Here is a 23,894-nt window from a genome sequence, read left to right on the forward strand (position 1 = left end):
GTGGTCAATCGACATCTGAACTGGCTGGCGAATCGAGCCTCGGACCGCCTCGGACCGCCTCGGACCGCCTCTGACGGCCTCCGACCGCCTCGGAGGGCCTCCGACCGCCTCGGAGGCGGCGAGGTGGAACACTGCCGGGTTCCGGGCGTGCTGCCAATTAAGGGGCGAAGTGGCTTTCGAGCGCGCAGCGCCAGCCAAGGCGCCGCAAGATTCCGGGGCGCGGCGAACGGCTCGCTTGCATTTCGCCCCTAAATCGACGGCGCTTGGAGCTGAGCGGGGAACGGGGCAGCTTGGAGGCGAGGCCGCCGAGGCGGGGCAGGAGGAGTAAGGCTGGGAGCGTGGGGCGAGGTGTGGGACCTTGGATGGGTGTGGCGGCTTCGGCGCAGTCCGCGTCGGCTACAGCCAGTCGCGCTTCTTGAAGACGATGTAGAGCACCACGGACGAGCCGATGACGAGGGAGACGGAGGCGATGAGGCCCTCGACCTCGTTGTGGCCGGGGAAGTCGACGTTCATGCCGAAGAAGCCGGTGATAGCGGTCGGGACGGCGATGATCGCGGCCCAGCCCGTGACCTTCTTCATGATCTCGTTCATCTTGTTGCCCTGCAGCGCGATGCTCGTCTCGATGGCCGTCGAGACGTGCTCCGCGAGCGTCTCGGACCAGTCGGCAGCAAGCGCGGCGTGGTCGCCGACGTCGGCGAAGTATGGGTGCAGCTCGGGTGCGACCTTCTCCTCGCCCTGGTGGATGAGGAGGGTGATGACCTCCTTGAGGGGGAGCGTCGCGTGGCGCAGCTTCGAGACGCTCCGGCGCAGGGTGAACGCGCGCCGCTGCACCTCGCTGGTGTCCGGCCGTTCGCTGAAGAGTCCGTCGCTGAGCGCCTCGATGACCTCGTCGAGCTGCTCGACGGAGTCGGTGTGGCTGTCGACGACAACGTCGAGGAGCCCCCAGACGAGCCACGGAACCCCGAACTCCGAGAACTCCTCGTTTTCGTCGAGCCGTTTCGTGACGTCCTCGATGGGGAAGGCGGGTTCGTGGACGGTCACCAGGATGCCGGGCAGGATGAACGCGGTCAGCCGCGAGATCGTGACGTCGCCGGTCTCATCGCACGCCGAGCTCGACAGTGTCAGCAGCAGGTGCGAGTCGAAGCGGGCGAGGCGGGGACGCTCCAGACGGGACCGCGCGTCCTCGACCGCGAGGGCGTGCAGGTCGAGGAGGCGTGCGAGCTCATCGAGCGCGCCCACCTCCTCGAGTGTCAGGTCGACCCAGGCCGTGCAGTCCCCGGATGCACGGTGCTCGGTGAGGTTCGACAGCGAGTGCTCGCCGCCGACACGCTTGCCGTCGCGGTAGAGCCTCTTGGTCTGCATGCGGCTCATCGTACGGCCGCCCGGGTCAGGTGAACGGCGCTTGCGGCGGAAGCCGCGGCGAGCTCGACGGTGCCCGACCGTAGCTGAGCCTCCGGATCGCCCATTCGGCGGGGCCGGCCTTTCCGGCCTTCTCGAGGAGAACGGCTCCGAGCAGTGTCGCGAGCCACGTCGCGGTGCCGATCAGGAAGGCACCGCCGGTGCCGACGACACCACCGAGGCCGAGCGACCAGGCGGGCATGATCAGGAGGAAGATGACGGACTGCGCAAGGTAGCCGGACATCGAGCGGCGTCCAAGCGCGGTGAGCGCCCTGATCACAGGGCTCGGCGTGGCGCCGGAGTGCTGTGTGCTGGCGACGATGAGCGCGAACAGAGCCGCGTAGCCGGCACCGGCGAGGATGCCCGTGGCCGAGTGCAGGGAACCCGCTAGGAACCAGACGGGGCCGGGGTCGAACCCGAAGGCCAGACCGAGCGCGAAAGGGATGCCGCCAGCGACCGCGGCCGAGACGCCGCCGATGGCGATCAGGCGCAGCGTGCGGGCGTGCTCCCACGGACGTTCGAGCAGTTGGTGCCTCGCCATGAGGAGGCCGAGCAGCATGGGTGGGAGGATGCCCAGCACCGTGAGGGGAGCGAGCATCAGGAACGGCAGGAACTCGCCGACGCGGATGAGGTGCGCGTCGAGGAGCGTCTCGCTCAGCACCGACGGCATCATCGGCGCCGCACCGCCGCTGAGCGCGCCGAGGCCGGACGCCGCGGCCGCGTCGCCGCTCCCGAACGCCACAGCGAGCGGTGCAGTGATGCCGAAGACGAGCCACAGCACCCAGTTCGGCGAGCGCATCAGGAGGATCAGGACGAACCCTGCGAGCGCGTAAGTGTGCATGATGTCGCCCATGAAGAGGAGCAGTCCGTGCAGGGCGCCGAAGACGAAGAGCCAGAGGTTGCGCTTCACGAGCAGGCGCCGCACGGTCGGCCACGCCGTGCCGCGCCGCTCCTCCCGTGTCACGAGCTGGTGTAAGCCGTAGGCGAACAGCAGGGAGAAGAGCGGGAAGCTGCGGTTGTCGATGAAGAGCGCGCTGAGGACGTCCGCGACCCGGTCACCGACGCTGGCGTCCAAGGGGCGGAACAGAATGCCCTGATCCCTCCCATACAGGTACACGGTGAGGTTCGCGATGGCGATGAAGAGGAGTGCGAATCCCCGAGCCGCGTCTGGGGCGAGGGCTCGTGCGCTGGTCGCCGTGGGCTGGAGTCCTGGCGCGGGAGGATGCATGCCCCAACGCTATCGAAAGACGTATTCGGCACACGCGCAGGCAACTGCCAGGTAAAATAAATCAGTCCACACCGCTGCATGAGCTCCAGGAGGCCGAATGATCGCGTTCCTGGCTATCTTCCTCGGCGCGAGCATCCTCATCCCGGTGCTCCACAGGTGGCTACGGAACGTGACGTTCCTCGTTGCCGCCGCCATCCCCGCTGCCGCCTTCGTCTGGACGGCGTTGCTCGGTCCTCGCATCCTGAGCGGCGAGGTGCTCACGGAGAGCATCCCCTGGATCCCGCAGATCGAGATCGCGATCGCCATGCGAATGGACGTGCTCGCCTGGATCATGACGCTCATCGTGACCGGCATCGGCGCGCTGGTCCTCCTCTACTGCGGGCGCTACTTCAAGCCGGACGAGCCGGACCTCGGCCGCTTCGCCGCCGTGCTGCTCGCCTTCGCCGGCGTCATGTTCGGGCTGGTGCTCGCCGACGACATCTACCTCCTCTTCATCTTCTGGGAGGCGACGAGCGTGCTCTCGTTCCTCCTCATCGGCCATTACTCGTCGAAGCGCGCGAGTCGCGGTGCCGCCATGCAGGCCCTGCTTGTCACGACGCTCGGCGGCCTCGCCATGCTCGTCGGCCTCGTCATGCTGCACGCCTCGACCGGCACGTCGCTGTTGTCTGAGATCATCGCGAACCCGCCTGAGTTCGACGGTTTCACGATCACGGCGGTGATGCTCGTGCTCGCCGGGGCCGTCACCAAGTCGGCGCTTGCCCCGTTCCACTTCTGGCTTCCCGCCGCGATGGCCGCCCCGACCCCCGTCAGCGCGTACCTGCACGCCGCGGCGATGGTCAAGGCCGGCATCTACCTCATCGCGCGCTTCGCGCCCGGCTTCGCGGAGATGCCCGGCTGGCGCGAAGTGCTCATCACGATCGGCGTCGCGACGATGCTCATCGGCGGCTGGCGTTCGCTGCGCCAGCACGACCTCAAGCTGATCCTCGCCTACGGCACCGTCAGCCAGCTCGGCTTCATGACCGTCGTCGTCGCCTTCGGCACGCGGGATGCGGCGCTCGCGGGCCTGGCCATGGTCATCGCCCACGCCTGCTTCAAGGCGGCCCTGTTCCTGATCGTCGGCATGATCGACCACCGCACGGGGACACGCGACATCCGCAAGCTGTCCGGCCTCGCGAAGGCGGCCCCAGTCCTGTTCTGGATGACGGCGCTGGCCATCGCGGCGATGGCTGGCGTGCCGCCGATGTTCACCTTCGTCGCGAAGGAGGCCATCCTCACGGCGCTCCTCGAGGCCGGCGAAGCTGGCAACATGTGGGGTTGGATCGCGCTCGTCGGGGTCATCATCGGCACCGTCTTCACGGTCGCCTACTCGGCCCGCTTCCTCTGGGGTGCGTTCGCCTCGAAGCAGGACGTCGAGCGCGTGCGGTACGTGCCGGAGCACCTCGACTTCATGTTCTCCCCGCTGGTCCTCGTCGTCGCCTCCCTCGGCCTCGGCTTCGCCTCCGGCCTCATCGATCCCGTGCTCGCCATGTACGCGGACACGCTCCCGGAGCTGCCCGGCGTCAAGCCGTACCACCTGGCGCTCTGGCACGGGTTCGAGCCTGCGCTGTTCATCACGATCGGCACCTTCATCGTCGGAGGGCTGCTGTTCGTGTGGCGGGCACCCGTCGCTCGGGCACAGGCGAAGGTGCCACCGCTCATCGAGTCGTCGCGCGGCTACTGGACCACGATGCGCGTCGTCGACGTCATCGCCGCCCGCACCACGGCGACAACGCAGCGCGGCTCGTTGCCCTTCTACCTCGCGTCGATCTTCATCATGTTCGTCGTGGCGTCCGTCTTCACGCTCGTCACGATGGATACACCGGTCCCTGCGTTCGAGACGCAGATCCGCTGGCAGGAGATCGCGATCATCCTGATCATGATCCTCGCAGCGTTCTTCGTGACGAGCTCGGAGAAACGGTTCCAGGGCGTCATCCTCGTCGGAGTCACCGGCTACGGCATGGCTGGCCTCTTCGCCCTCTCCGGCGCCCCTGACCTCGCGATCACGCAGGCCCTCATCGAGACCATCACGCTTGTCGTCTTCGTGCTCGTGCTGCGCAGGCTCCCCGCCCGCCACGGCAAGGCGCTCAAGAACCCGCCGTCGTGGCTGCGCTGGCTCATCGGCGGCAGCGTCGGTCTCGTGCTCGCCGTCGTCGCATGGATCTCGCTCGCTTCCCGCCAGGCGATTCCCGACTCGGTGTTCTTCCCCGAGTTCGCCTACAAGGGCGGTCACGGCTCCAACATCGTCAACGTGACGCTCGTCGACATCCGCGGCTGGGACACGATGGGCGAGCTCTCCGTGCTCATCGCCGCCGCTACGGGCGTCGCGAGCCTCGTCTACCTCAACAACCGAGGCCGGTCGCGCGTCGACGCGGCCCGCGGCCCTCGCTTCCTGCGTGCATCCCGCCCGGTCACCGAGCCCATCGACCTCGCCGCCGTCAGCGCGGCAGGGCAGAAGCTGGGCAAGGCGGACAAGCTGCAGGGGGAGCGCCGCAAGGTCTGGCTCATCGCCGGGAAGTCGCTCGCGCCGAACAACCGCTCGATCATCCTCGAGGTCGTCGTGCGGCTCGTGTTCCACGCGCTGCTCATCGCCTCCCTCTTCCTCCTGTTCACGGGGCACAACACTCCGGGTGGCGGCTTCGCCGGAGGTGCCGTCGCGAGCCTCGCGCTCGCCGCGCGCTACCTGGCTGGCGGCCGTGCGGAGCTCGACGAGGCCGTGAAGGTAGATGCGGGTCGACTGCTCGGCATCGGGTTCCTGCTCGCGACCCTCACGGCGCTCGTGCCGATCTTCTTCGGCCAGGCACCGTTCACGTCCTCCTGGATCGACCAGGACATTCCAGGCATCGGCCAGTTCGTCTTCGTCACGTCGACCGTGTTCGACATCGGCGTCTACCTCATCGTCATCGCGCTGGTCATCGACATCCTGCGCTCGCTGGGTTCGGAGATCGACCTGCAGATCGAACAGGACGCATCCCCTGACTCTGACACGTCAGCGGCAGAGCACGACGGCCTGCAGGGCGAGAACGCAGAGGGAGGCGAGACGGGCTTCAACACCGGCGCTCTCGCTCGTGTCAACGAAGAGGTCGGAACCGACCAGAACGACATCGAACCAGTCGAATCCGAGGAGGTGACCCGCTCATGACCCTGTCCCTTGTGCTGCTCGTTGGCATGGCAGTGCTCTACGCCTGCGGCGTCTACCTGCTCCTCGAGCGCAGCCTGACGCGCATGCTCCTCGGGATCCTGCTCGTCGGCAACGCCACGAACATCCTCATCTTCTTCATGTCGGGCAGCTTCGGTCTCGCGCCCATCTACGACGCGGATGTGGCACCCGAGGACTACTCGGACCCGATCCCGCAGGCCTTCATCCTCACTGCCATCGTCATCACCTTCGGCGTGACGGCGTTCATGCTCGCCCTCATCTACCGTTCGTGGCGCCTGGCGCAGGCCGACACCGTGAGCGACGATGAAGAGGACATCGCGATGCGAACCGCCGATCTCTCGCAGGACGACGAGGAGTTCGACGAGGACGACTCGGGCGACACCGAGTTCGGGCAGTACGCCGAGGCCGCCGTCTCGACGGCGCGCATCGACATGGGGGAAGGGCCGGACTCGGGGTCTGGCAGGGACAGCTTCGCGGAAGCCTCCCTCAAAGCCACCGAGCCGAGCAACCGCCACGAGGAGCTTGAAGAGTTCCGGGCAGGCGAGCAGGACGCCGAGGGCACCCAGCCCGAGGTCGGCCTCGATTCCGGCTCGGATGACGCCGCCAACCGCAGAGACGACAACGCAGGGGAGGGGGATCGCTCATGACCTGGCTTGTTCCCCTCATCGTGCTCGTGCCGCTCATTGGAGCGGCCCTCGCGCTGACCGCGGCCCGCGCGGCCCGTCTGCAGATCTTCATCGCGCAGGCGACGCTTGTCCTCGCGCTCGCAGTGAGCGTCGGCCTGCTCGTCGCCGTCACCACGTCTGGCGAGGCGCTTGTCGTGCAGGGCGGCGGCTGGCTCGCGCCGTTCGGCATCTCCCTCGTCGTCGACCAGCTGTCGGCGATGCTCGTCGTTGTCACCAGCATCGTGCTGCTCGCGGTCATGGCCTTCTCGATCGGCCAGGGCGCGGCGGACGGCGACGACGAGACCCCGGTCTCGATCTTCTACCCCACGTACCTCGTGCTGTCGGCGGGCGTCTACAACGCGTTCATCGCGGGCGACCTCTTCAACATGTACGTGGGCTTCGAGATCCTGCTCGTGTCGAGCTTCGTGCTCATCACGCTCGGAGGCACGACGGAGCGCATCAAGGCCGGCGTCACCTACATCGTCGTGAGCCTCGTCTCGTCGTTCATCTTCCTGGGCTCGATCGCGCTCATCTACGGCGCCGTCGGAACCGTGAACTTCGCCGAGATCGCCGTGCGCATGGCGGAGCTGCCGCAGGATGTGCAGCTCATGCTCCACATGCCGCTGCTCATCGCCTTCGCGATCAAGGCGGCGCTCTTCCCGCTGTCGTTCTGGCTGCCGGACTCATACCCGTCGGCGCCAGCTCCGGTCACGGCCGTGTTCGCGGGCCTGCTGACGAAGGTCGGCGTGTACGCGATCCTGCGCACGGAGACGCTCCTGTTCTGGGACAACGACATCTCCGTGCTGCTCATGGTGATCGCGCTGCTGACGATGATCGTCGGCATCCTCGGTGCCGTCGCCCAGGCAGGCATCCGGCGAATGCTGTCGTTCACGCTCGTCAGCCACATTGGCTACATGATCTTCGGCGTCGCGCTCGGCACCGAGCTCGGCTACGCGGCGACGGTGTTCTACATCGTCCACCACATCATCGTGCAGACGGCGCTGTTCCTCGTGACGGGGCTCATCGAGCGAATAGCCGGCTCATCGTCCCTCACGCACCTCGGCGGGATGCTCAAGCGGGCCCCGTTCGTGGCCGTGCTGTTCTTCATCCCGATGCTCAACCTCGGCGGTATCCCGCCGTTCTCGGGCTTCATCGGCAAGGTCGGCCTCTTCACGGCGGGCGCGGCCCAGGGGAGCGTGCTCAGCTACGTGCTCATCGGCGCCGGTGCCGTGACGAGCCTCCTCACCCTGTACGCGCTCATCCGCGTCTGGAACCTCGGCTTCTGGCGCACACAGGAGCAGGTCGTCGACTTCTCCTCGCCCATGACGGAGCGGATCTCCGACACCCCCGAGTCGGCCGTCGTCACCGAGACGAAGTCGTCGTCGCGGCTCATGACGATCGCGACGACCACGATGGTCGCCGTGAGCGTCGCCATCACGGTCTTCGCCGGCCCCATCTACGAGTGGTCCGAGACGGCCGCGTTCGACCTGTTCCCTGCTGAGTACATCAGCTCGGTCTCCAATGGGGAGGTGCTCAAGCCGTGATGAAGGTCAAGGAAACCAGCGCCCGTAAGCCGCGGCGCCACGCGATTCTCGTCCAGCTGCCGCTGCTGCTCGCGCTTGTCGCGTTCTGGCTCGTGCTGTGGGGGCACGTCGACGTCATCAGCGTCGTCACCGGGATCATCTTCTCGGTCATCATCGTCGAGGTCTTCTACCTGCCGGCGGTCGACCTCTCCGGCCGCATCAACCTGTGGTGGACGCTCGTCTTCTTCGTGAAGTTCGTCTACCGCCTGGTGAGCGCGTCGCTCATCGTCGCGTGGCTGGCCTTCCGCCCCGCGAAGCCGCCGCTCGGCTCCGTCATCTCGGTGCAGCTGCGCACGCGCAGCGACTTCATCCTCACCCTCACGGCCGAGGTCAATATGCTCATCCCCGGCTCGATGGTCGTGGAAGTCGACCGGATGCACTCCGTGCTGTACCTGCACGTGCTCGACGCGTCGACCGACGAGTCCGTCGAGTCCGTCAAGGCGCTCGCGCTCGACGTCGAGGAGGGGCTCGCGCTTGCCCTCGGCACACGCGACGACCTGTGGCGCGTCAACCGCGACCGCGTTCGCCGCGGTCTCGGCCCCATCGGGCAGTCGCCGGCGCAGAAGAAGCACGAGGCGATCCGCGACAAGCAGTTCGCGCACGACATGCCCGTCATCGTCAAGGAATCGGCCAGCGGCCGATCTGCAGCTCAGGAGGGGGAAAAGTGATGGTCGTCGACGTGCTCGTCTGGATCTTCGGCACGATGTTCGCCGTCGCCGCGCTCCTCGCGGTGATCCGCATCATCCGCGGCCCCTCCATCGTCGACCGCATGGTCGCCTCCGACGCGCTCCTCACGATCCTCATCTGCGTGCTCGTCGCCGACATGATCATCCGCGGGCACACGGACACGCTCCCGCTGGTGCTCGCCCTCGCGATGACCGCATTCATCGCCTCGGTCGCAGTCGCCAGGCACGTCACAAGGCAGGAGGCGAACGCCAGTGAGCGCTTCTGACACGCTTCTCGCATCGGGTGGGCTTCTTGTGGCAAACGGCCCCTTTGACGCCCTCGATGTCATCTCCCTCATCTGCCTCGGCCTTGGCGCGCTCCTCTCGCTCGCCGCGGGTGTCGGCCTCATGCGGTTCTCCGACGTGCTCATGCGCATGCACGCGCAGACGAAGCCGCAGATCGCCGGCCTCATGTTCCTGCTCATCGGCCTCGCCGTGCAGCAGACGCACCTGCCGACGATCCTCTTCCTCATCCCGATCATATTCTTCCAGATGCTCACCACGCCCGCCGGGGCGACGATGCTCGCGCGAGCTGGCTACCGGAGCAGGCAGTTCGACAACGTGCCGCTCTACGTCGACGAGCTTGCGGCCGCGGTCGAGAGCGCGCAGCGCCGCACCGATGACGAGCTGGCGCGGGCACACGCGGTTCGGACCGGTCAGCCGGAACGCGAGCCGGCGCCCGAGCACGAGGGCCTGGGGCACGGCGAGAAGTAGCGTGTCACAGCGGCGCGGGCAGAGCTTCTCCGCGGCGTAGAATGGCGGGCATGCCTGAGCCAGAAATCGACATCAAGCCACGCAGTCGGGTCGTCACCGACGGCATCGAAGCCACCACCTCGCGCGGCATGCTTCGCGCTGTCGGTATGGGTGACGATGACTGGGACAAGCCGCAGATCGGCATCGCGTCCTCGTGGAACGAGATCACCCCATGCAACCTCTCCCTCAATCGCCTCGCGCAGGGCGCCAAGGAGGGCGTGCACTCTGGCGGTGGCTACCCGCTGCAGTTCGGCACCGTCTCCGTCTCTGACGGCATCTCCATGGGCCACGAGGGCATGCACTTCTCGCTCGTCTCGCGTGAGGTCATCGCCGACTCCGTCGAGACCGTTGTCATGGCCGAGCGCCTCGACGGTACCGTGCTGCTCGCCGGATGTGACAAGTCGATCCCCGGCATGCTCATGGCATCCGCGCGACTCGACCTCTCGAGCGTCTTCCTCTACGCGGGCTCGATCGCTCCGGGTTGGGTGAAGCTCTCGGACGGCACCGAGAAGGACATCACGATCATCGACTCATTCGAGGCAGTCGGTGCCACGAAGGCCGGCAAGATGTCCGAGTCCGACCTCAAGCGCATCGAGTGCGCGTTCGCGCCAGGTGAGGGCGCCTGCGGCGGCATGTACACGGCCAACACGATGGCCTCCGTCGCCGAGGCGCTCGGCCTCAGCCTGCCAGGCTCGGCCGCTCCCGCATCGGCCGACCGCCGCCGCGACATGTACGCCCACCGCTCGGGTGAGGCAGTGGTCAACCTGCTCCGCCAGGGCATCACGACGGGCGACATCCTCACGAAGGAAGCCTTCGAGAACGCCATCGCGCTTGCCATGGCGCTCGGCGGATCGACCAACGTCGTGCTCCACCTCCTCGCGATCGCTCGCGAGGCGCAGGTCGATGTCACCCTGCACGACTTCAACCGCATCGGCGACAAGGTTCCCCACATCGCGGACATGAAGCCGTTCGGCAAGTACGTCATGAATGACGTCGACCGCCACGGCGGCATCCCCGTCGTCATGAAGGCGCTCCTCGACGAGGGCCTCATGCACGGCGACGCGCTCACCGTGACGGGCAAGACGCTCGCCGAGAACCTCCGCGACCTCAACCCGGACCCGGTCGACGGCGACGTCGTGCACACGGTCAACAACCCCATCCACGCGACGGGCGGCATCACGGTGCTGCACGGCTCGCTCGCCCCAGAAGGAGCCGTCGTGAAGACGGCAGGCTTCGACGCCGACGTCTTCGAGGGCCCAGCCCGCGTGTTCGAGCGCGAGCGCGGCGCGATGGACGCCCTCACCAACGGCGAGATCGAAGCTGGCGACGTCATCGTCATCCGCTACGAGGGCCCGAAGGGCGGACCGGGCATGCGCGAGATGCTCGCCATCACGGCGGCCATCAAGGGCGCGGGGCTCGGCAAGGATGTACTACTCTTGACGGACGGACGATTCTCAGGCGGCACAACCGGCCTGTGCATCGGCCACATTGCACCGGAAGCGGTCGACCAAGGTCCCATCGCTTTCGTCCGCAGTGGAGATCTGATTCGGGTCGACATCGCGGCTCGCTCGATCGACCTACTCGTCGACGAAGCTGAGCTCGCCTCCCGCCGAGAAGGCTGGGAACCACTCCCTCCGAAGTTCACGCGCGGCGTGCTTGCGAAATACTCGAAGCTCGTCCGCAGCGCGTCCGAGGGGGCGACCACGGGCTAGCCCCCGGAGCCTCGGCTCTGACCTTGGGGCTCGGCCCCATCGACTGCGCTCGACTCATCGAGTACAAGAAGAACGGATCTCATGACGCAGGAAACTGCCGCCCGCATTGCCGCGGCGTCACCCTCCTCCGGGCGCGAGCCCGAAATGCTGACCGGAGCCCAGGCTGTTGTCCGCACCCTCGAGAACCTCGGGGTCACGGACGTCTTCGGGCTGCCCGGCGGCGCCATCATCGAGGTGTACGACCCACTCCTCGACAGCACCAAGCTCCGCCACATCCTGGTCCGCCACGAGCAAGGCGCCGGCCACGCCGCCGAGGGCTACGCATCGGCGAGCGGCCGGACCGGCGTCTGCATCGCGACGAGCGGCCCAGGCGCAACGAACCTCGTGACCGCGATCGCCGACGCCTACATGGACTCGGTGCCGCTGCTGGCCATCACCGGCCAGGTGTTCTCGCACCTCATGGGGACCGACGCGTTCCAGGAGGCCGACATCATCGGCATCACGATGCCCGTGACGAAGCACAGCATCCTCGTCCGCACGCCGGAGGAGATTCCCGCGGCCATCGCGTCGGCGCACCACATCGCGTCGACCGGTCGCCCGGGGCCCGTCCTCGTCGACATCACCAAGGACGCGCAGCAGAAGAAGGCGCCATACATCTGGCCGGTCAAGCTCGACCTCCCCGGCTACCGCCCGGTGCTCAAGGCGCACGGCAAGCAGATCCTCGCGGCGGCTCAGCTCATCGCGCAGGCCAAGAAGCCCGTCTTCTACCTGGGCGGCGGCATCGTCCGCTCCGGCGCGTCCACTGAAGTGCAGCGCCTCGTCGAGAAGACCGGGGCACCGGCTGTCACGACGCTCATGGCCCGCGGCGCGTTCCCCGACTCGCACCCGCAGATGCTCGGCATGCCAGGCATGCACGGCACGGTGCCTGCGGTGCTCTCGCTGCAGGAAGCCGACCTGCTCATCACAATCGGCGCCCGCTTCGACGACCGAGTCACCGGCAAGTCGGCGCTCTTCGCGCCGAACGCGAAGGTCATCCACGTCGACATCGACCCAGCAGAAATCTCCAAGATCCGCACGGCCGACGTGCCGATCGTCGGCGACGCGCGCGAAGTCGCGATCGACCTCCTCGCCGCCGTCACCGACCATGCGCCCGCCGACACGGCCCGCCTCGCGGACTGGTGGACGTACCTCGACGGTCTGAAGGCCGAGTTCCCACTCGGGTTCACCAAGCCGAGCGACGGGCTCCTCTCGCCGCAGCACATCATCCAGCGCATCAGCGAGCTCACGGGGCCGGAGGCCATCTACGCCGCGGGTGTCGGGCAGCACCAGATGTGGGCAGCCCAATTCGTCAAATACGAGCGGCCGAACGCCTGGCTCAACTCCGGCGGTGCAGGCACCATGGGCTACGCCATCCCGGCCGCCATGGGCGCCAAGGTCGCCGAGCCGCACCGCACGGTGTGGGCGATCGACGGCGACGGATGCTTCCAGATGACCAATCAGGAGCTCGCGACCTGCGCGATCAACAACATCCCCATCAAGGTCGCCATCATCAACAACTCGTCGCTCGGCATGGTGCGACAGTGGCAGACGCTCTTCTACGACGGCCGCCACTCGAACACCGACCTGAACACGGGACACGAGACGGTTCGCATCCCTGACTTCGTGAAGCTCGCCGACGCCTACGGCGCGCTCGGCATCCGCGTCACGAAGGAAGAGGAGATCGACGCCGCCATCAAGCTCGCCCTCGAGACCAACGACCGCAGCGTCGTCATCGACTTCGTCGTGAGCGCAGACGCCATGGTGTGGCCGATGGTGCCGCAGGGCGTCTCGAACAGCTTCGTCCAGTACGCCAAGGAACACAGCCCGACCTTCGAGGGGGAGTAGAACATGTCGAAGCACGTACTTTCGCTCCTCGTCGAGGACAAGCCAGGTCTGCTGACACGCGTCGCCGGGCTCTTCGCCCGCCGAGGCTTCAACATCGACTCCCTCGCCGTCGGCGCGAGCGAGGTCGACGGGCTCTCCCGCATCACGGTCGTCGTGGACGTCGAGGAGTTCCCGCTCGAGCAGGTGACGAAGCAGCTCAACAAGCTCGTCAACGTCATCAAGATCGTCGAGCTCGAATTCGACGCCTCCGTCCAGCGCGAGCACCTGCTCGTCAAGGTGAAGGTCGATTCGGCGACTCGCTCGCAGGTCATCGAGGCCGTCAACCTCTTCCGCGCCCGCGTCGTGGACGTCGCCACGGACGCGCTTGTCATCGAAACCACAGGCGACACGGGCAAGGTGCAGGCGTTCCTGCGCGTCCTCGAGCCGTACGGCATCCGCGAGATCGTCCAGTCCGGCCTCGTCGCCGTCGGCCGCGGATCCAAGTCCATGACCGAGCGGGTCGCGCGCTGACCCCGCGTCGCGCATCCGCTCGCCCTGTACCGACCAGCGCAGATGTGCTGATCAGCACTCAAGAACCCACAAGCCAAACGCCAACAATCAAGGAGCACACACGTGGCTGAAATCCTCTACGACACCGACGCAGACCTGAGCATCATCCAGGGCAAGAAGGTAGCCGTCGTCGGCTACGGCTCGCAGGGCCACGCCCACGCGCAGAACCTCCGCGACTCCGGTGTCGAGGTCAAGATCGGTCTCAAGGACGGCTCGAAGTCGGCCCCCAAGGCGCAGGAGGATGGCTTCGAGGTCCTGGGCGTTGCAGACGCAGCCGAGTGGGCAGACGTCATCATGATCCTCGCGCCGGACCAGCACCAGCGCTCGATCTACACGGACAGCGTCAAGGACAAGCTGACGGCCGGCAAGACGCTCGCCTTCGCTCACGGCTTCAACATCCGCTTCGGCTACATCGACGCTCCCGAGGGTGTCGACGTCATCCTCGTCGCCCCGAAGGCCCCCGGCCACACGGTGCGCCGCGAGTTCGTCGCAGGCCGTGGCATCCCGGACATCATCGCGGTCGAGAACGACGCATCCGGCACCGCTTGGGCGACGGCACTCTCCTACGCTGCCGCTATCGGTGGCACGCGTGCCGGCGTCATCAAGACGACCTTCACGGAAGAGACCGAGACCGACCTCTTCGGCGAGCAGGCTGTGCTCTGCGGTGGCACGTCGCAGCTCATCCAGTACGGCTTCGAGACGCTCACCGAGGCCGGCTACCAGCCCGAGATCGCCTACTTCGAGGTGCTCCACGAGCTCAAGCTCATCGTCGACCTCATCTGGGAGGGCGGCATCGCCAAGCAGCGCTGGTCGGTCTCCGACACGGCTGAGTTCGGCGACTACGTCTCCGGCCCTCGCGTCATCGACCCGAGCGTCAAGGCCAACATGCAGGCCGTTCTCGCCGACATCCAGTCGGGCGCGTTCGCGAAGCGCTTCATCGACGACCAGGACAACGGCGGCGTCGAGTTCGCGGAGTTCCGCAAGAAGGGCGAGTCGCACCCCATCGAGAAGACCGGCCAGGAGCTGCGCAAGCTCTTCGCCTGGAAGCAGACCGACAGCGACTACGTCGACGGGCAGGTCGCGCGCTAAGCGTCACCATCCTTCGGCAGTTCTGAACTGCGTTGGGCCGGCCTCGAGCATCAGCTCGGGGCCGGCCCTTCTTCCCGCGGGCAGCCCGCGTGTTACGGCGACGTGGGGCGGATGCGCGTTCAGCGATAAGATCGGTTCGGCCTGCGCCCGCAGACTCCCTGTCTCCACTGGAGGATTCTTCACGTGTCAAAGCCCGTCGTTCTGCTTGCCGAGCAGCTTTCCCCCGCAACCGTGGATGCGCTCGGTCCCGACTTCGAAGTCCGCCAGGTCGACGGCACCGACCGTCCTGCGCTCCTCGAAGCACTCGCCGAGGCCAACGCGATCCTCGTGCGCAGCGCGACCCAGGTGGACGCCGAGGCGATCGCCGCGGCCCCGAACCTGAAGATCATCGCGCGCGCCGGAGTCGGCCTCGACAACGTCGACACGCCCGCCGCCACGAAGGCCGGCGTCATGGTCGTCAACGCTCCGACCTCGAACATCACTTCGGCGGCCGAGCTCGCCGTCGGCCACATCATCTCGCTGGCCCGCCACATCCCGAACGCCAACGCGTCGATGAAGGCAGGCGACTGGAAGCGCTCGAAGTACACGGGCGTCGAGCTGTTCGAGAAGACCATCGGCATCGTCGGGCTCGGCCGCATCGGCACGCTGGTCGTCGACCGCCTCAAGGGCTTCGGCGTGAACCTCGTCGCCTACGACCCCTACGTGACGCCGGCGCGCGCCTCGCAGCTCGGCGTGCAGCTCCTCAGCCTCGAAGAGCTCATGGCGCAGTCGGACTTCATCACCATCCACATCCCGCGCACGCCGGAGACGACCGGTCTCATCGGCCAGGCGGAGTTCGCGCTCGCCAAACCGGAGCTTCGCATCGTGAACTGCTCGCGCGGCGGCATCATCGACGAGAACGCCCTCCGTGACGCCCTCGAGTCCGGCAAGATCGCCGGCGCGGCCCTCGACGTGTTCGTCACCGAGCCGCCGTCGAACCGCGACCTCCTCGACCAGCCGAACCTGCAGCTCACGCCGCACCTCGGCGCATCCACCGACGAAGCCCAGGAGAAGGCCGGCGTCTCGGTCGCGCGCTCCGTGCGCCTCGCTCTCGCCGGCGAACTCGTGCCGGACGCGGTCAACGTCGCCGGTGGCATCATCGACGAGTACGTGCGCCCGGGCATTCCGCTCATGGAGAAGCTCGGCCAGTTCCTGCAGGGACTCATCGGCACCTCTCCCGTGGCCCTCGACATCGAAGTGCACGGCGAGCTCGCCCGATACGAGGTCAAGGCGCTGCGTCTCGCCGCGCTCAAGGGCTTCTTCACGAACATCGTCACCGAGCAGGTCTCCTACGTGAACGCGCCGCTCCTCGCGGAGGAGCGCGGCCTCGAGGTGCGCATGAACGTCGACGAGGACAGCGACGAGTACCGCAACGTGCTTACGCTGCGCGCGACGCTCAGCAACGGCAAGACGGTCGCCGTCTCCGGCACGCTCACTGGCCCGAAGCAGATCGAGAAGCTCGTCGGCATCAACGGCTACAGCATCGAGGTCCCACTCGCCGCGCACCACCTCGTGATGGTCTACAGCGACCGGCCGGGCGTCGTGGCCGTCTACGGCGCCGCGCTGGGCGAAGCTGGCGTCAACATCGCCGGCATGCAGATCGCGCGCGAGGAAGAGGGCGGCCACGCGCTGTCCGTCCTCACGATCGACGAGCCCGCGAGCGACGAGCTGCTTGCGCACCTGCGCGACGCGATCGGCGCATCCGAGCTGCACGAGATCGACATCGTCGAGAGCTAGGCATTCTGCAGGCGGCCCGCCGCCTCGGCCAACGCTGCCTGCGTTTTCACCCCTGCGTATTCGCAAGGTTGGAAACGCAGGCAGCGTTTCGCTTTGGGCGGATGCGCGGGGTAGCTCGAGTTCCGCGGCTTGAAGGTCGAAGCGCGCCGCGGCGCAATCGCTGCCAGCCGATTGCCCCTTTGAAGGCCCTGCTGGAGGGCGAATCGCCGGGCAGCGATGGGCGCACGCGCGGCGCAGCGCGGGGCACGGCGTCGCGGGGGCGTTGACGCGGGGTGCGGGGCGTCCTCAGTGGCCGAGGGTCGCTTTGAGGACGGAGACGGCGACGCCGATGAGGGCGAGGCCGATGCCGGCGGCGAAGGTGCGGAAGGAGGGCTGCTCGCCGCGGATGCGCTGCACCGTGAACCCCATGACCGCGAGGCGCGCGATGATGACCACCTCGGCGGCGATCTGCGCCGTCTCGCCGTGCATAACACCAAGCGCGGCGAGGCCCAGGATGGCTGCGGGGATGGACGCGGCTGACGCGATCGGCACGGCATCCCGCAGCTCATGGAGGAGCTGCGTGTGTGCGGCGCGATCTGGGCGATCGCCGGCCTCAGCGCGAGTCGAATGCCCGACCGCGTCGGCGATGAGGTGTGCGAGCAGTGTTGTGCCGCCCGTCGCCAGCACGGTGATGGCCCCCTGGCCGGGGTTCTCGCCCGCGTGCACGAGCCCGAGGAGCGTGGCGAGCACGATGATGTTGCCGTACACGTAGGCCGTGAGGCGGCTCGCGGCCCGCTCGCGGGGCAGGTCGTCTTTGCGGCGCAGGATGGCGGTGGTCATGGGGACAGACGCTAGCCCAGCTGCGGCCTAAACTGGGGGAGCCGCGAACGCCGCCGGCAGGAAAGGACGCCTCGTGTCGGAACGTGCAGTGCCGGACAAGCTCGACATCGCCGTCATCCCCGGTGATGGGATCGGCCCGGAGGTCATCGCGGAGGCACAGCGTGCACTCCGCGCGGCGCTCCCCGAGGGCGTCGAGCTGAGCCTCACCGAGTATCCATTCGGCGCGGGCCACTACCTCGAGACCGGCGACATCATCTCCGATGCGGAGCTGCACGCGCTCGCGCAGCACGACGGCATCCTCCTGGGCGCGGTCGGCGGGGACCCGGCCGATGAGCGCCTGGCTGGCGGCATCATCGAACGCGGCCTGCTGCTCAAGCTGCGCTTCGCGTTCGACCATTACATCAACCTGCGCCCTGGCGCGATCTCGAAGGGTGTCAAGACCCCGTTGAGCGACCCGGGCGAGGTTGACTTCGTCGTCGTGCGCGAGGGCACCGAGGGGCCGTACGTCGGCAACGGCGGCGTCGTTCGCGTCGGGACGCCGCACGAGATCGCGACCGAGGTGTCCGTCAACACGGCCTACGGTGTTGAGCGCACCGTGCGGTACGCGTTCGAGAAGGCGCAGTCGCGCGCCCGCAAGCACCTCACGCTCGTGCACAAGAAGAATGTGCTCGTGAACGCCGGCGTGCTCTGGCAGCGCGTCGTCGACCGTGTCTCCGCCGACTACCCGGAAGTTGCCGTCGAGTACCTGCACGTCGACGCTGCTACGATTTTCTTCGTCACGAACCCGTCGAGATTTGACGTGATCGTCACCGATAACCTGTTCGGCGACATCGTGACGGACCTTGCCGCAGCCATCACTGGCGGCATCGGGCTGGCGGCCTCGGGCAACATCAATCCCGAAGGCGAATTTCCCAGCATGTTCGAGCCCGTTCACGGCTCGGCACCAGACATCGCGGGCCTCGGCAAAGCCGACCCGACGGCGGCGATCCTCTCCGTCGTTCTGCTGCTCGAGCACTTCGGACTCTCGGACGCAGCCGCATCCCTCGAAGGTGCCTGCCGTGCCGACCTCGCATCCCGAGGTGGGGCATCCAGGAGCACCTCCGAGATCGGCGACGCCATCATCTCCCGACTGACCGCGCAAGGAACACACGCATGAGCGACACCAGCAGCACCGCCACCGCACCGACCGAGGGCGCGTCCCTCGAGTTCACGATCGAGCGCAACCCGGCTCCGGCGTCCGCCGAGGTTCGGGATGCGGTGCTCGCCGACCCCGGGTTCGGCAAGCACTTCACCGACCACATGGTCATCATCGACTGGACGGTCGCAGAGGGTTGGCACGACGCTCGTGTCGTGCCGTATGGGCCGCTGCAGGTCGACCCTTCGTCTGCGGTCTTCCACTACGGCCAGGAGATCTTCGAGGGCCTCAAGGCCTACCGCCACGGCGGGGGAGAGGTCTTCGGGTTCCGTCCCGAACGCAACGCGCAGCGCCTGCAGAGCTCGGCGCGGCGCCTCGCGCTGCCGGAGCTGCCCGAAGAGCTGTTCCTCGAGTCGGTTCGCCAGCTCGTGCAGATCGACGAGCAGTGGGTTCCGGCTGCTGGCGAGGGCAAGACGCTATACCTGCGCCCGTTCATGATCGCGTTCGAGAACTTCCTCGGCGTGCGGGCGGCGCAGACGGTGCGGTACATGGTCATCGCCTGCCCGGCGGGCTCGTACTTCTCCGACCCGACGCGCCCCGTCGACATCTGGCTCTCGCAGGAGTACTCCCGCGCCGGTGCCGGTGGCACGGGTGCCGCGAAGTGCGGCGGCAACTACGCATCGTCGCTGCTCCCGCAGGAGGAGGCGTACGCGAACGGATGCGAGCAGGTGCTGTTCCTCGACTCGTCGGAGAACAAATACCTCGAGGAGCTCGGTGGCATGAACATCGTGCTCATCAAGTCGGACGGCACGATCCTGACCCCGCTGAGCGATTCCATCCTCCCGGGCATCACGCGCGACAGCGTGCTCGAGCTGTGCGAGCGCGCCGGTCGGAAGATCGAGCAGCGCCGCATCACGATCGACGAGTGGCGCGAGGGAGTCGCCGACGGCACGATCGTCGAGGCCTTCGCGTGCGGCACGGCGGCGGTCATCTCGCCCATCGGCAAGGTCAAGTCGCCCGACTTCACGATCGAGAACCCGGTCATCACGCAGGACTCGGTGAGCATGCGCATCCGCGCGGAGCTCACGGGTATCCAGAACGGCGAGCTGCCCGACCTCATGGGCTGGACGCAGCGCCTGGCGTAGCGGCTCGACGGGCTGACGAACTCGACAAGCTGGCGGACGGCGGACTGACGCGTGGTCTACGGATGGGCTGCCCGTAAGGGCGCCGAGTACCAGGAGCGGGTCATGGCTGCGCCATCGAGGCGCGGCTTTGTGCTGCTGGTGGTGCTCGAGTTGGTTCTGGCGGTCCTGTTCCCGGTGTTCCTCGCCTTTGGCGAGTACTGGCTGGGCCCAGTGGTGCTCGTGGTCGCCGCCCTCGCGGGGTGGGCGACCACGAGGTTCCTCGTGCACGTCTCGCCGTGGCTGCGACGGGTCGTCGTGATCTGCGCGGTGCTCGGGATGCTCGCGCTTGGTGTGTTCGCGAGTCCTGTCGCCGCGATGGGGCTGCTTGCGCTGTTCGCCTACGCGGGAGGCTGGTTCTTGACGTTCGCTGTGGCTCCTGCGCGGGCGGTCCGCTGGCAAGAGGTCACGCGGGGCCGTCGCTAGCTTCTGTAGAGCAGCGCCATGTACGCGCCGCGCAGCAGCTGCACTTCGAGGACCAGCTGCTGGAAGCTCCACGCGCGCGGAGGCTTGCAGGTGATGAGCGACATGGGCCCGTCGCGCAGCTCGAGGAGCTCGATGCTTTCGATCTTGAGCGCCGTCTCTGGTCTGGCGCGGGCGAGGAGCGCCTTGACGCCGTCCTCGTCCATGTCGGCGTCGCGGGGCGCGTCGAACTCGAACGTGAGCGTGTAGATGTCGATGAACAGCGAGTCGGTGTCGTCGAACTCGTCGCGGCGACCGTCTTCGCGCTGCTCCTCGCGGTACACGTAGCCGAGTACGTCGTCGCCGGCCGGCATCGTGACGATGAGGCCGCGGCCGAGTTCCAGCTGCTGCCGGAGCGAGCGGCAGACGTGGGCGAACGCGAGGTCCTCGACGTCGATGACGTCGACAGTGATGTCGACGGCTCCGTCGTCGCCGATTTCGACGCCGTTGGGGAGGGTGTAGGTGTTCGCCATGCCGTCAGTCTCCCAGAACGGCGGGGCGGGCGAGGACGGCGGGCCGGGTGAGAACGGCGGGGCAGGTCAGAACGGCAGGGCAGGATGCACACCCGGCGGGTCACGCCCCACCGGCCCGCAGCCGCCTGGCAGCCCCAGCGAGCCACAGCTGCACGCCCTCCGCCATGATCCGGGGGTCGAGGCCGGAGATCGCCGCGATCTGGTCGAGTCGGTAGCGCACGGTGTTGCGGTGCGTGCCGAGCTCGTCGGCGACCTGGGCGATCTGCCCGGAGTGGGCGAAGTAGGCGTCGAGGGTGGCGAGCAGCATGGAGCCGTGCTCCGCGTCGTGCGCCTCGAGCGGCCCGAGGACTTCGGCGGCGAGCTCCAGCACTGGCACGTCGCGGCTCGCGAGCAGCAGGGAGGAGATGGAGAGGCGCGCGGAGGTGGCGACGTCGACGTCCTGAGGGGCTCCCTGCAACGCATCCCGAGCCTCGAAGTAGCTCCAGCGCAGCGCGAGGGAAGCGGGGTACAGGTCGCCGATGCCGATGCGCGCGGCGATGCCAGCGGAACGCGCGAGGCCGATGAACGCCTCGGCGGCGGCCGGCATGCGCGTGCGCTCGGGCGCTATGACAATGAGGCGTCCTTCGAAGACGGCAGACACCGACGACTGCAGTTCGGCTGGCAGGGGGAGCGCGGTGAGTTCGGCCGTGCGGCGCTCGTCGGTCTCCGCGATGAGTACGCGCGCGGCCTGACCCGTCGCGACGCCAAGCGCCGTCAGCCTGCGCTCCGCATCCTCGACCGTGAACATGCCCCTGATGAGGTCGTGCAGCACATGGCCGGATGCGTCTCGAGCGGCCCGCACTCGTCTCGTGTCCTGGATGAGCTGCAGGCTGAGCAGCGACCGCGCGTAGTTCACGAGTCCTTCGTTGACGCGGGGGCTCGTGATGTGGAGGGTCGCGCCCGCCGACTGCCCCGTCGAGATGGGGAGCGCATCCCACCCCGTCACGGTTTCGTCCTGCACGTCGAGGCTCCCAGCGAGCAGCTCGCCAAGGCGGGTGACGGCGACGTGTGATTTCGTGAGCCTGGCGAGGCGAGCGGCGAGGCCCTTGATCCCACCGTCGGAGAGCAGCGATGTGACGAGCTGCTGTTGCTGGCGGTGCTCGCTCTCGAGGCGCGAGTGCTGCGCGTCGGTGCTCGCCTGCGTGACCACCTTCGTGAGGGCCGCGAACGGGGTCTCGTAGGCGACCTCGAAGAGCGGGAGTCCGGCCTGTTCCGCAGCGGAGACGAGGGCAGCTGGCACGGTGTCGTGCGTGAAGCCCGTGCCGACGCCGAGCGCCACGGTGTCGGCCGCGACGAGGGACTCGACAAACGAGCGGTACGCGCGGGTGCCGCGCAGGCGCATCCCGGTCGTGAGGACCAGCTGCCTGCCCGTGAGGAACGGCTGCGGGTTGAGCAGCTCCGTCGTGGCGACCCATTCGATGCCGGCGCGCAGGGCCTGCGGCTCGCCGGTGTGCAGGGTGATGCCAAGCGATGGGTTGGCGAGAAGCGTGTCGACGGTGGCAAGCATGACCTGATTGTAGGCACCTCCTAGACGGATGCACAGAAGCGGTGAGAAGCGTCGTGCGCGTGCCCATTCGTCCCGTGGGGGAGAACCGCGTAGCCTTCAAGCCATACCAAGAGGTCGAACCCCGAGGAAGGAAGCACCGTGACGGAGTTCCGCATTGCCCAGGAGCGCAAGCTCGAAGGCGCCATTCCAGGCCCCAAGTCGCAGGCTCTGACTGCGCGTCGTGAGGCGAGCGTCTCCGCATCGCTTGTTCCCGCAGTCCCCGTGTACGCGGCAGACGTCGATGGTGCCATCATCCGCGACGTCGACGGCAACCAGTTCGTCGACTTCGGCGCCGGCATCGCCGTCACCAACGTCGGCGCGTCGCACCCCCGCGTCGTCGCGGCCGTGCAGGAAGCCGCGTCGCACTTCACGCACACCGCCTTCGGCATCACCCCGTACGAGGGCTACGTCGCGGTCGCTGAGAAGCTCATCGAGATCACGCCGGGCACGCACGCAAAGAAGGCCGTGCTCCTTAACTCCGGCGCGGAAGCCGTCGAGAACGCGGTCAAGATCGCCCGACACTCGACTGGCCGCAACGCCGTCATCGCGTTCGACCACTCGTTCCACGGCCGCACGAACCTCACGATGGCCCTCACCGCGAAGAACGTCCCGTACAAGGACGGCTTCGGCCCCTTCGCACCCGAGGTCTACCGCGCACCCATGAGCTACCCGTACCGCGACGGCCTGACCGGCGCCGAGGCGGCAGCGCGCACGATCGACGTCATCGAGAAGCAGGTTGGCGGCAACAATGTCGCGGCCATCATCATCGAGCCCATCCAGGGTGAGGGCGGCTTCATCGTCCCCGCCGAAGGCTTCCTCCCCGCGCTCGTCGAGTGGGCGAAGGCCAACGGAGTGGTGTTCATCGCCGACGAGGTCCAGGCCGGCATGTGCCGCACGGGTGCCTGGTTCGCGTCCGAGCACGAGGAGATCGTGCCAGACCTTGTCACGATCGCCAAGGGCGTCGCGGGCGGAATGCCGCTCTCCGCCGTTGTCGGCCGCGCCGAGATCATGGACAGCGTGCACGTCGGCGGACTTGGCGGCACCTACACGGGCAACCCGGTCGCCACGGCCGCAGCGCTCGCCACGATCAGCGTCATGGAAGACGAGCAGCTCGCTGCCCGCGCCCTCGAGATCGAGACCATCGTGAAGACGCGCTTCGAGGCGCTCAGCGCTGAGCTCGGCGAGAACACGATCATCGGCGAGGTTCGCGGACGCGGCGCCATGCTGGCATTCGAGTTCGTCGAGGCTGGCACGGCGACGACCACCAAGAAGCCCAACCCGGCCGCCGTGAAGGCGATCGTCGCCGACGCGCTCGGCCAGGGCGTTGTCCTCCTCTCCTGCGGCACGTACGGCAACGTCGTCCGCCTCCTCCCGCCGCTCACCATCACGGACGAGCTGCTGAACGACGGCCTCGACGTGCTCGAAGCCGCCATCCGCGCGCAGGCGTAGGACACTCCGCGCCCGTCAGGGCGCGCACCAAGCCGCCGGGCGAACGCCTCGGCACAAGAATCTCGACGCCCCGGCACATCCCGCGCCGCCGGGGCGTCGAGGTGTCTGTGCTTGCATCCGCTGCCGCCGCTGGCCCCATCCGCTGCCCCCATCCGCTGCCCGCGGGTGCACACACGCGAAAAATGCAGGTTCGTTTCGAAACGAACCTGCATTTCTCGTATGGATGCACGCG

The 23,894-nt window shown here is 67.7% G+C and carries 20 protein-coding genes; 15 read left to right on the forward strand and 5 right to left on the reverse strand.

Annotation, left to right across the window (positions count from 1 at the left end; genetic code table 11):
* Positions 1–396: 396 nt before the first annotated feature.
* Both C5B85_RS04380 and C5B85_RS04385 read right to left on the reverse strand, forming a co-directional pair.
* Entirely contained in the window at positions 397–1,362 is a 966-nt protein-coding gene (locus C5B85_RS04380; RefSeq protein WP_181064276.1) for a magnesium transporter CorA family protein, read from the reverse strand.
* Positions 1,363–1,387: 25 nt separating this feature from the next.
* Positions 1,388–2,626 (reverse strand): DUF418 domain-containing protein, encoded by a 1,239-nt coding sequence (locus tag C5B85_RS04385; RefSeq protein ID WP_104284841.1) that lies wholly within the window; start codon positions 2,624–2,626, stop codon positions 1,388–1,390.
* A 97-nt stretch (positions 2,627–2,723) separates the two neighbouring features.
* Here C5B85_RS04385 and C5B85_RS04390 point away from each other — a divergent pair, with 97 nt between their 5' ends.
* From C5B85_RS04390 to serA, 11 genes are all read left to right on the forward strand, one after another.
* Positions 2,724–5,804: a Na+/H+ antiporter subunit A gene (locus C5B85_RS04390; protein WP_104284842.1), complete on the forward strand. Its 3,081-nt coding sequence runs from the start codon at positions 2,724–2,726 to the stop codon at positions 5,802–5,804.
* Complete coding sequence (locus C5B85_RS04395; protein WP_082775349.1) at positions 5,801–6,469, forward strand: Na(+)/H(+) antiporter subunit C; 669 nt, start codon at positions 5,801–5,803, stop codon at positions 6,467–6,469. The genes C5B85_RS04390 and C5B85_RS04395 overlap by 4 nt, the downstream gene beginning before the upstream one ends.
* Positions 6,466–8,031, forward strand: a complete 1,566-nt coding sequence (locus C5B85_RS04400) for a Na+/H+ antiporter subunit D (protein WP_068480700.1) — start codon at positions 6,466–6,468, stop codon at positions 8,029–8,031. Before C5B85_RS04395 ends, C5B85_RS04400 begins: the two co-directional genes overlap by 4 nt.
* Positions 8,031–8,738, forward strand: coding sequence for a Na+/H+ antiporter subunit E (locus C5B85_RS04405; RefSeq protein WP_104284843.1), 708 nt, complete (start codon positions 8,031–8,033; stop codon positions 8,736–8,738). Before C5B85_RS04400 ends, C5B85_RS04405 begins: the two co-directional genes overlap by 1 nt.
* Positions 8,738–9,022, forward strand: coding sequence for a monovalent cation/H+ antiporter complex subunit F (locus C5B85_RS04410; protein WP_104284844.1), 285 nt, complete (start codon positions 8,738–8,740; stop codon positions 9,020–9,022). The genes C5B85_RS04405 and C5B85_RS04410 overlap by 1 nt, the downstream gene beginning before the upstream one ends.
* Entirely contained in the window at positions 9,009–9,509 is a 501-nt protein-coding gene (gene mnhG / locus C5B85_RS04415; RefSeq protein ID WP_104284845.1) for a monovalent cation/H(+) antiporter subunit G, read from the forward strand. The genes C5B85_RS04410 and mnhG overlap by 14 nt, the downstream gene beginning before the upstream one ends.
* A gap of 50 nt (positions 9,510–9,559) precedes the next feature.
* A complete protein-coding gene (gene ilvD, locus C5B85_RS04420) occupies positions 9,560–11,260 on the forward strand; it encodes a dihydroxy-acid dehydratase (protein ID WP_068480740.1) in 1,701 nt (566 codons plus the stop codon).
* An 81-nt stretch (positions 11,261–11,341) separates the two neighbouring features.
* Positions 11,342–13,144 carry an acetolactate synthase large subunit gene (locus C5B85_RS04425; protein ID WP_104284846.1) on the forward strand — a complete coding sequence of 601 codons (1,803 nt, stop codon included), beginning with the start codon at positions 11,342–11,344 and terminating at the stop codon, positions 13,142–13,144.
* A gap of 3 nt (positions 13,145–13,147) precedes the next feature.
* The gene (gene ilvN, locus C5B85_RS04430) at positions 13,148–13,654 is read left to right on the forward strand and encodes an acetolactate synthase small subunit (protein WP_068480690.1); all 507 of its coding nucleotides are present in this window, start codon (positions 13,148–13,150) and stop codon (positions 13,652–13,654) included.
* A gap of 102 nt (positions 13,655–13,756) precedes the next feature.
* Complete coding sequence (gene ilvC / locus C5B85_RS04435) at positions 13,757–14,782, forward strand: ketol-acid reductoisomerase (RefSeq protein WP_104284847.1); 1,026 nt, start codon at positions 13,757–13,759, stop codon at positions 14,780–14,782.
* 183 nt (positions 14,783–14,965) lie between these two features.
* Positions 14,966–16,558: a phosphoglycerate dehydrogenase gene (gene serA / locus C5B85_RS04440; protein WP_104284848.1), complete on the forward strand. Its 1,593-nt coding sequence runs from the start codon at positions 14,966–14,968 to the stop codon at positions 16,556–16,558.
* Between the two features lie 285 nt (positions 16,559–16,843).
* Here the strand turns inward: serA and C5B85_RS04445 are convergent, their stop codons facing one another.
* Positions 16,844–17,377: a hypothetical protein gene (locus C5B85_RS04445; protein WP_104284849.1), complete on the reverse strand. Its 534-nt coding sequence runs from the start codon at positions 17,375–17,377 to the stop codon at positions 16,844–16,846.
* A gap of 88 nt (positions 17,378–17,465) precedes the next feature.
* On the opposite strand from C5B85_RS04445, the gene C5B85_RS04450 reads away from it, so the two are divergent.
* Genes C5B85_RS04450 through C5B85_RS04460 form a run of 3 tightly spaced genes read left to right on the forward strand, consistent with a single transcriptional unit; the run spans position 17,466 to position 20,119 of the window.
* The gene (locus tag C5B85_RS04450) at positions 17,466–18,533 is read left to right on the forward strand and encodes a 3-isopropylmalate dehydrogenase (protein ID WP_104285137.1); all 1,068 of its coding nucleotides are present in this window, start codon (positions 17,466–17,468) and stop codon (positions 18,531–18,533) included.
* The gene (locus C5B85_RS04455; protein ID WP_104284850.1) at positions 18,530–19,657 is read left to right on the forward strand and encodes a branched-chain amino acid aminotransferase; all 1,128 of its coding nucleotides are present in this window, start codon (positions 18,530–18,532) and stop codon (positions 19,655–19,657) included. Before C5B85_RS04450 ends, C5B85_RS04455 begins: the two co-directional genes overlap by 4 nt.
* 51 nt (positions 19,658–19,708) lie before the next feature.
* Entirely contained in the window at positions 19,709–20,119 is a 411-nt protein-coding gene (locus C5B85_RS04460; protein WP_219819332.1) for a hypothetical protein, read from the forward strand.
* On the opposite strand, the gene C5B85_RS04465 is transcribed toward C5B85_RS04460, so the two are convergent.
* Entirely contained in the window at positions 20,116–20,628 is a 513-nt protein-coding gene (locus C5B85_RS04465) for a hypothetical protein (protein ID WP_104284852.1), read from the reverse strand. The genes C5B85_RS04460 and C5B85_RS04465 overlap by 4 nt on opposite strands.
* Before the next feature lie 100 nt (positions 20,629–20,728).
* Complete coding sequence (locus tag C5B85_RS04470) at positions 20,729–22,174, reverse strand: PucR family transcriptional regulator (protein ID WP_104284853.1); 1,446 nt, start codon at positions 22,172–22,174, stop codon at positions 20,729–20,731.
* Between the two features lie 138 nt (positions 22,175–22,312).
* Here C5B85_RS04470 and gabT point away from each other — a divergent pair, with 138 nt between their 5' ends.
* A complete protein-coding gene (gene gabT / locus C5B85_RS04475; RefSeq protein WP_104284854.1) occupies positions 22,313–23,662 on the forward strand; it encodes a 4-aminobutyrate--2-oxoglutarate transaminase in 1,350 nt (449 codons plus the stop codon).
* Positions 23,663–23,894: the final 232 nt, after the last annotated feature.

The organism is Pseudoclavibacter sp. AY1F1 (genome assembly GCF_002931075.1).
In the GTDB taxonomy this organism is placed as follows: domain Bacteria; phylum Actinomycetota; class Actinomycetes; order Actinomycetales; family Microbacteriaceae; genus Pseudoclavibacter.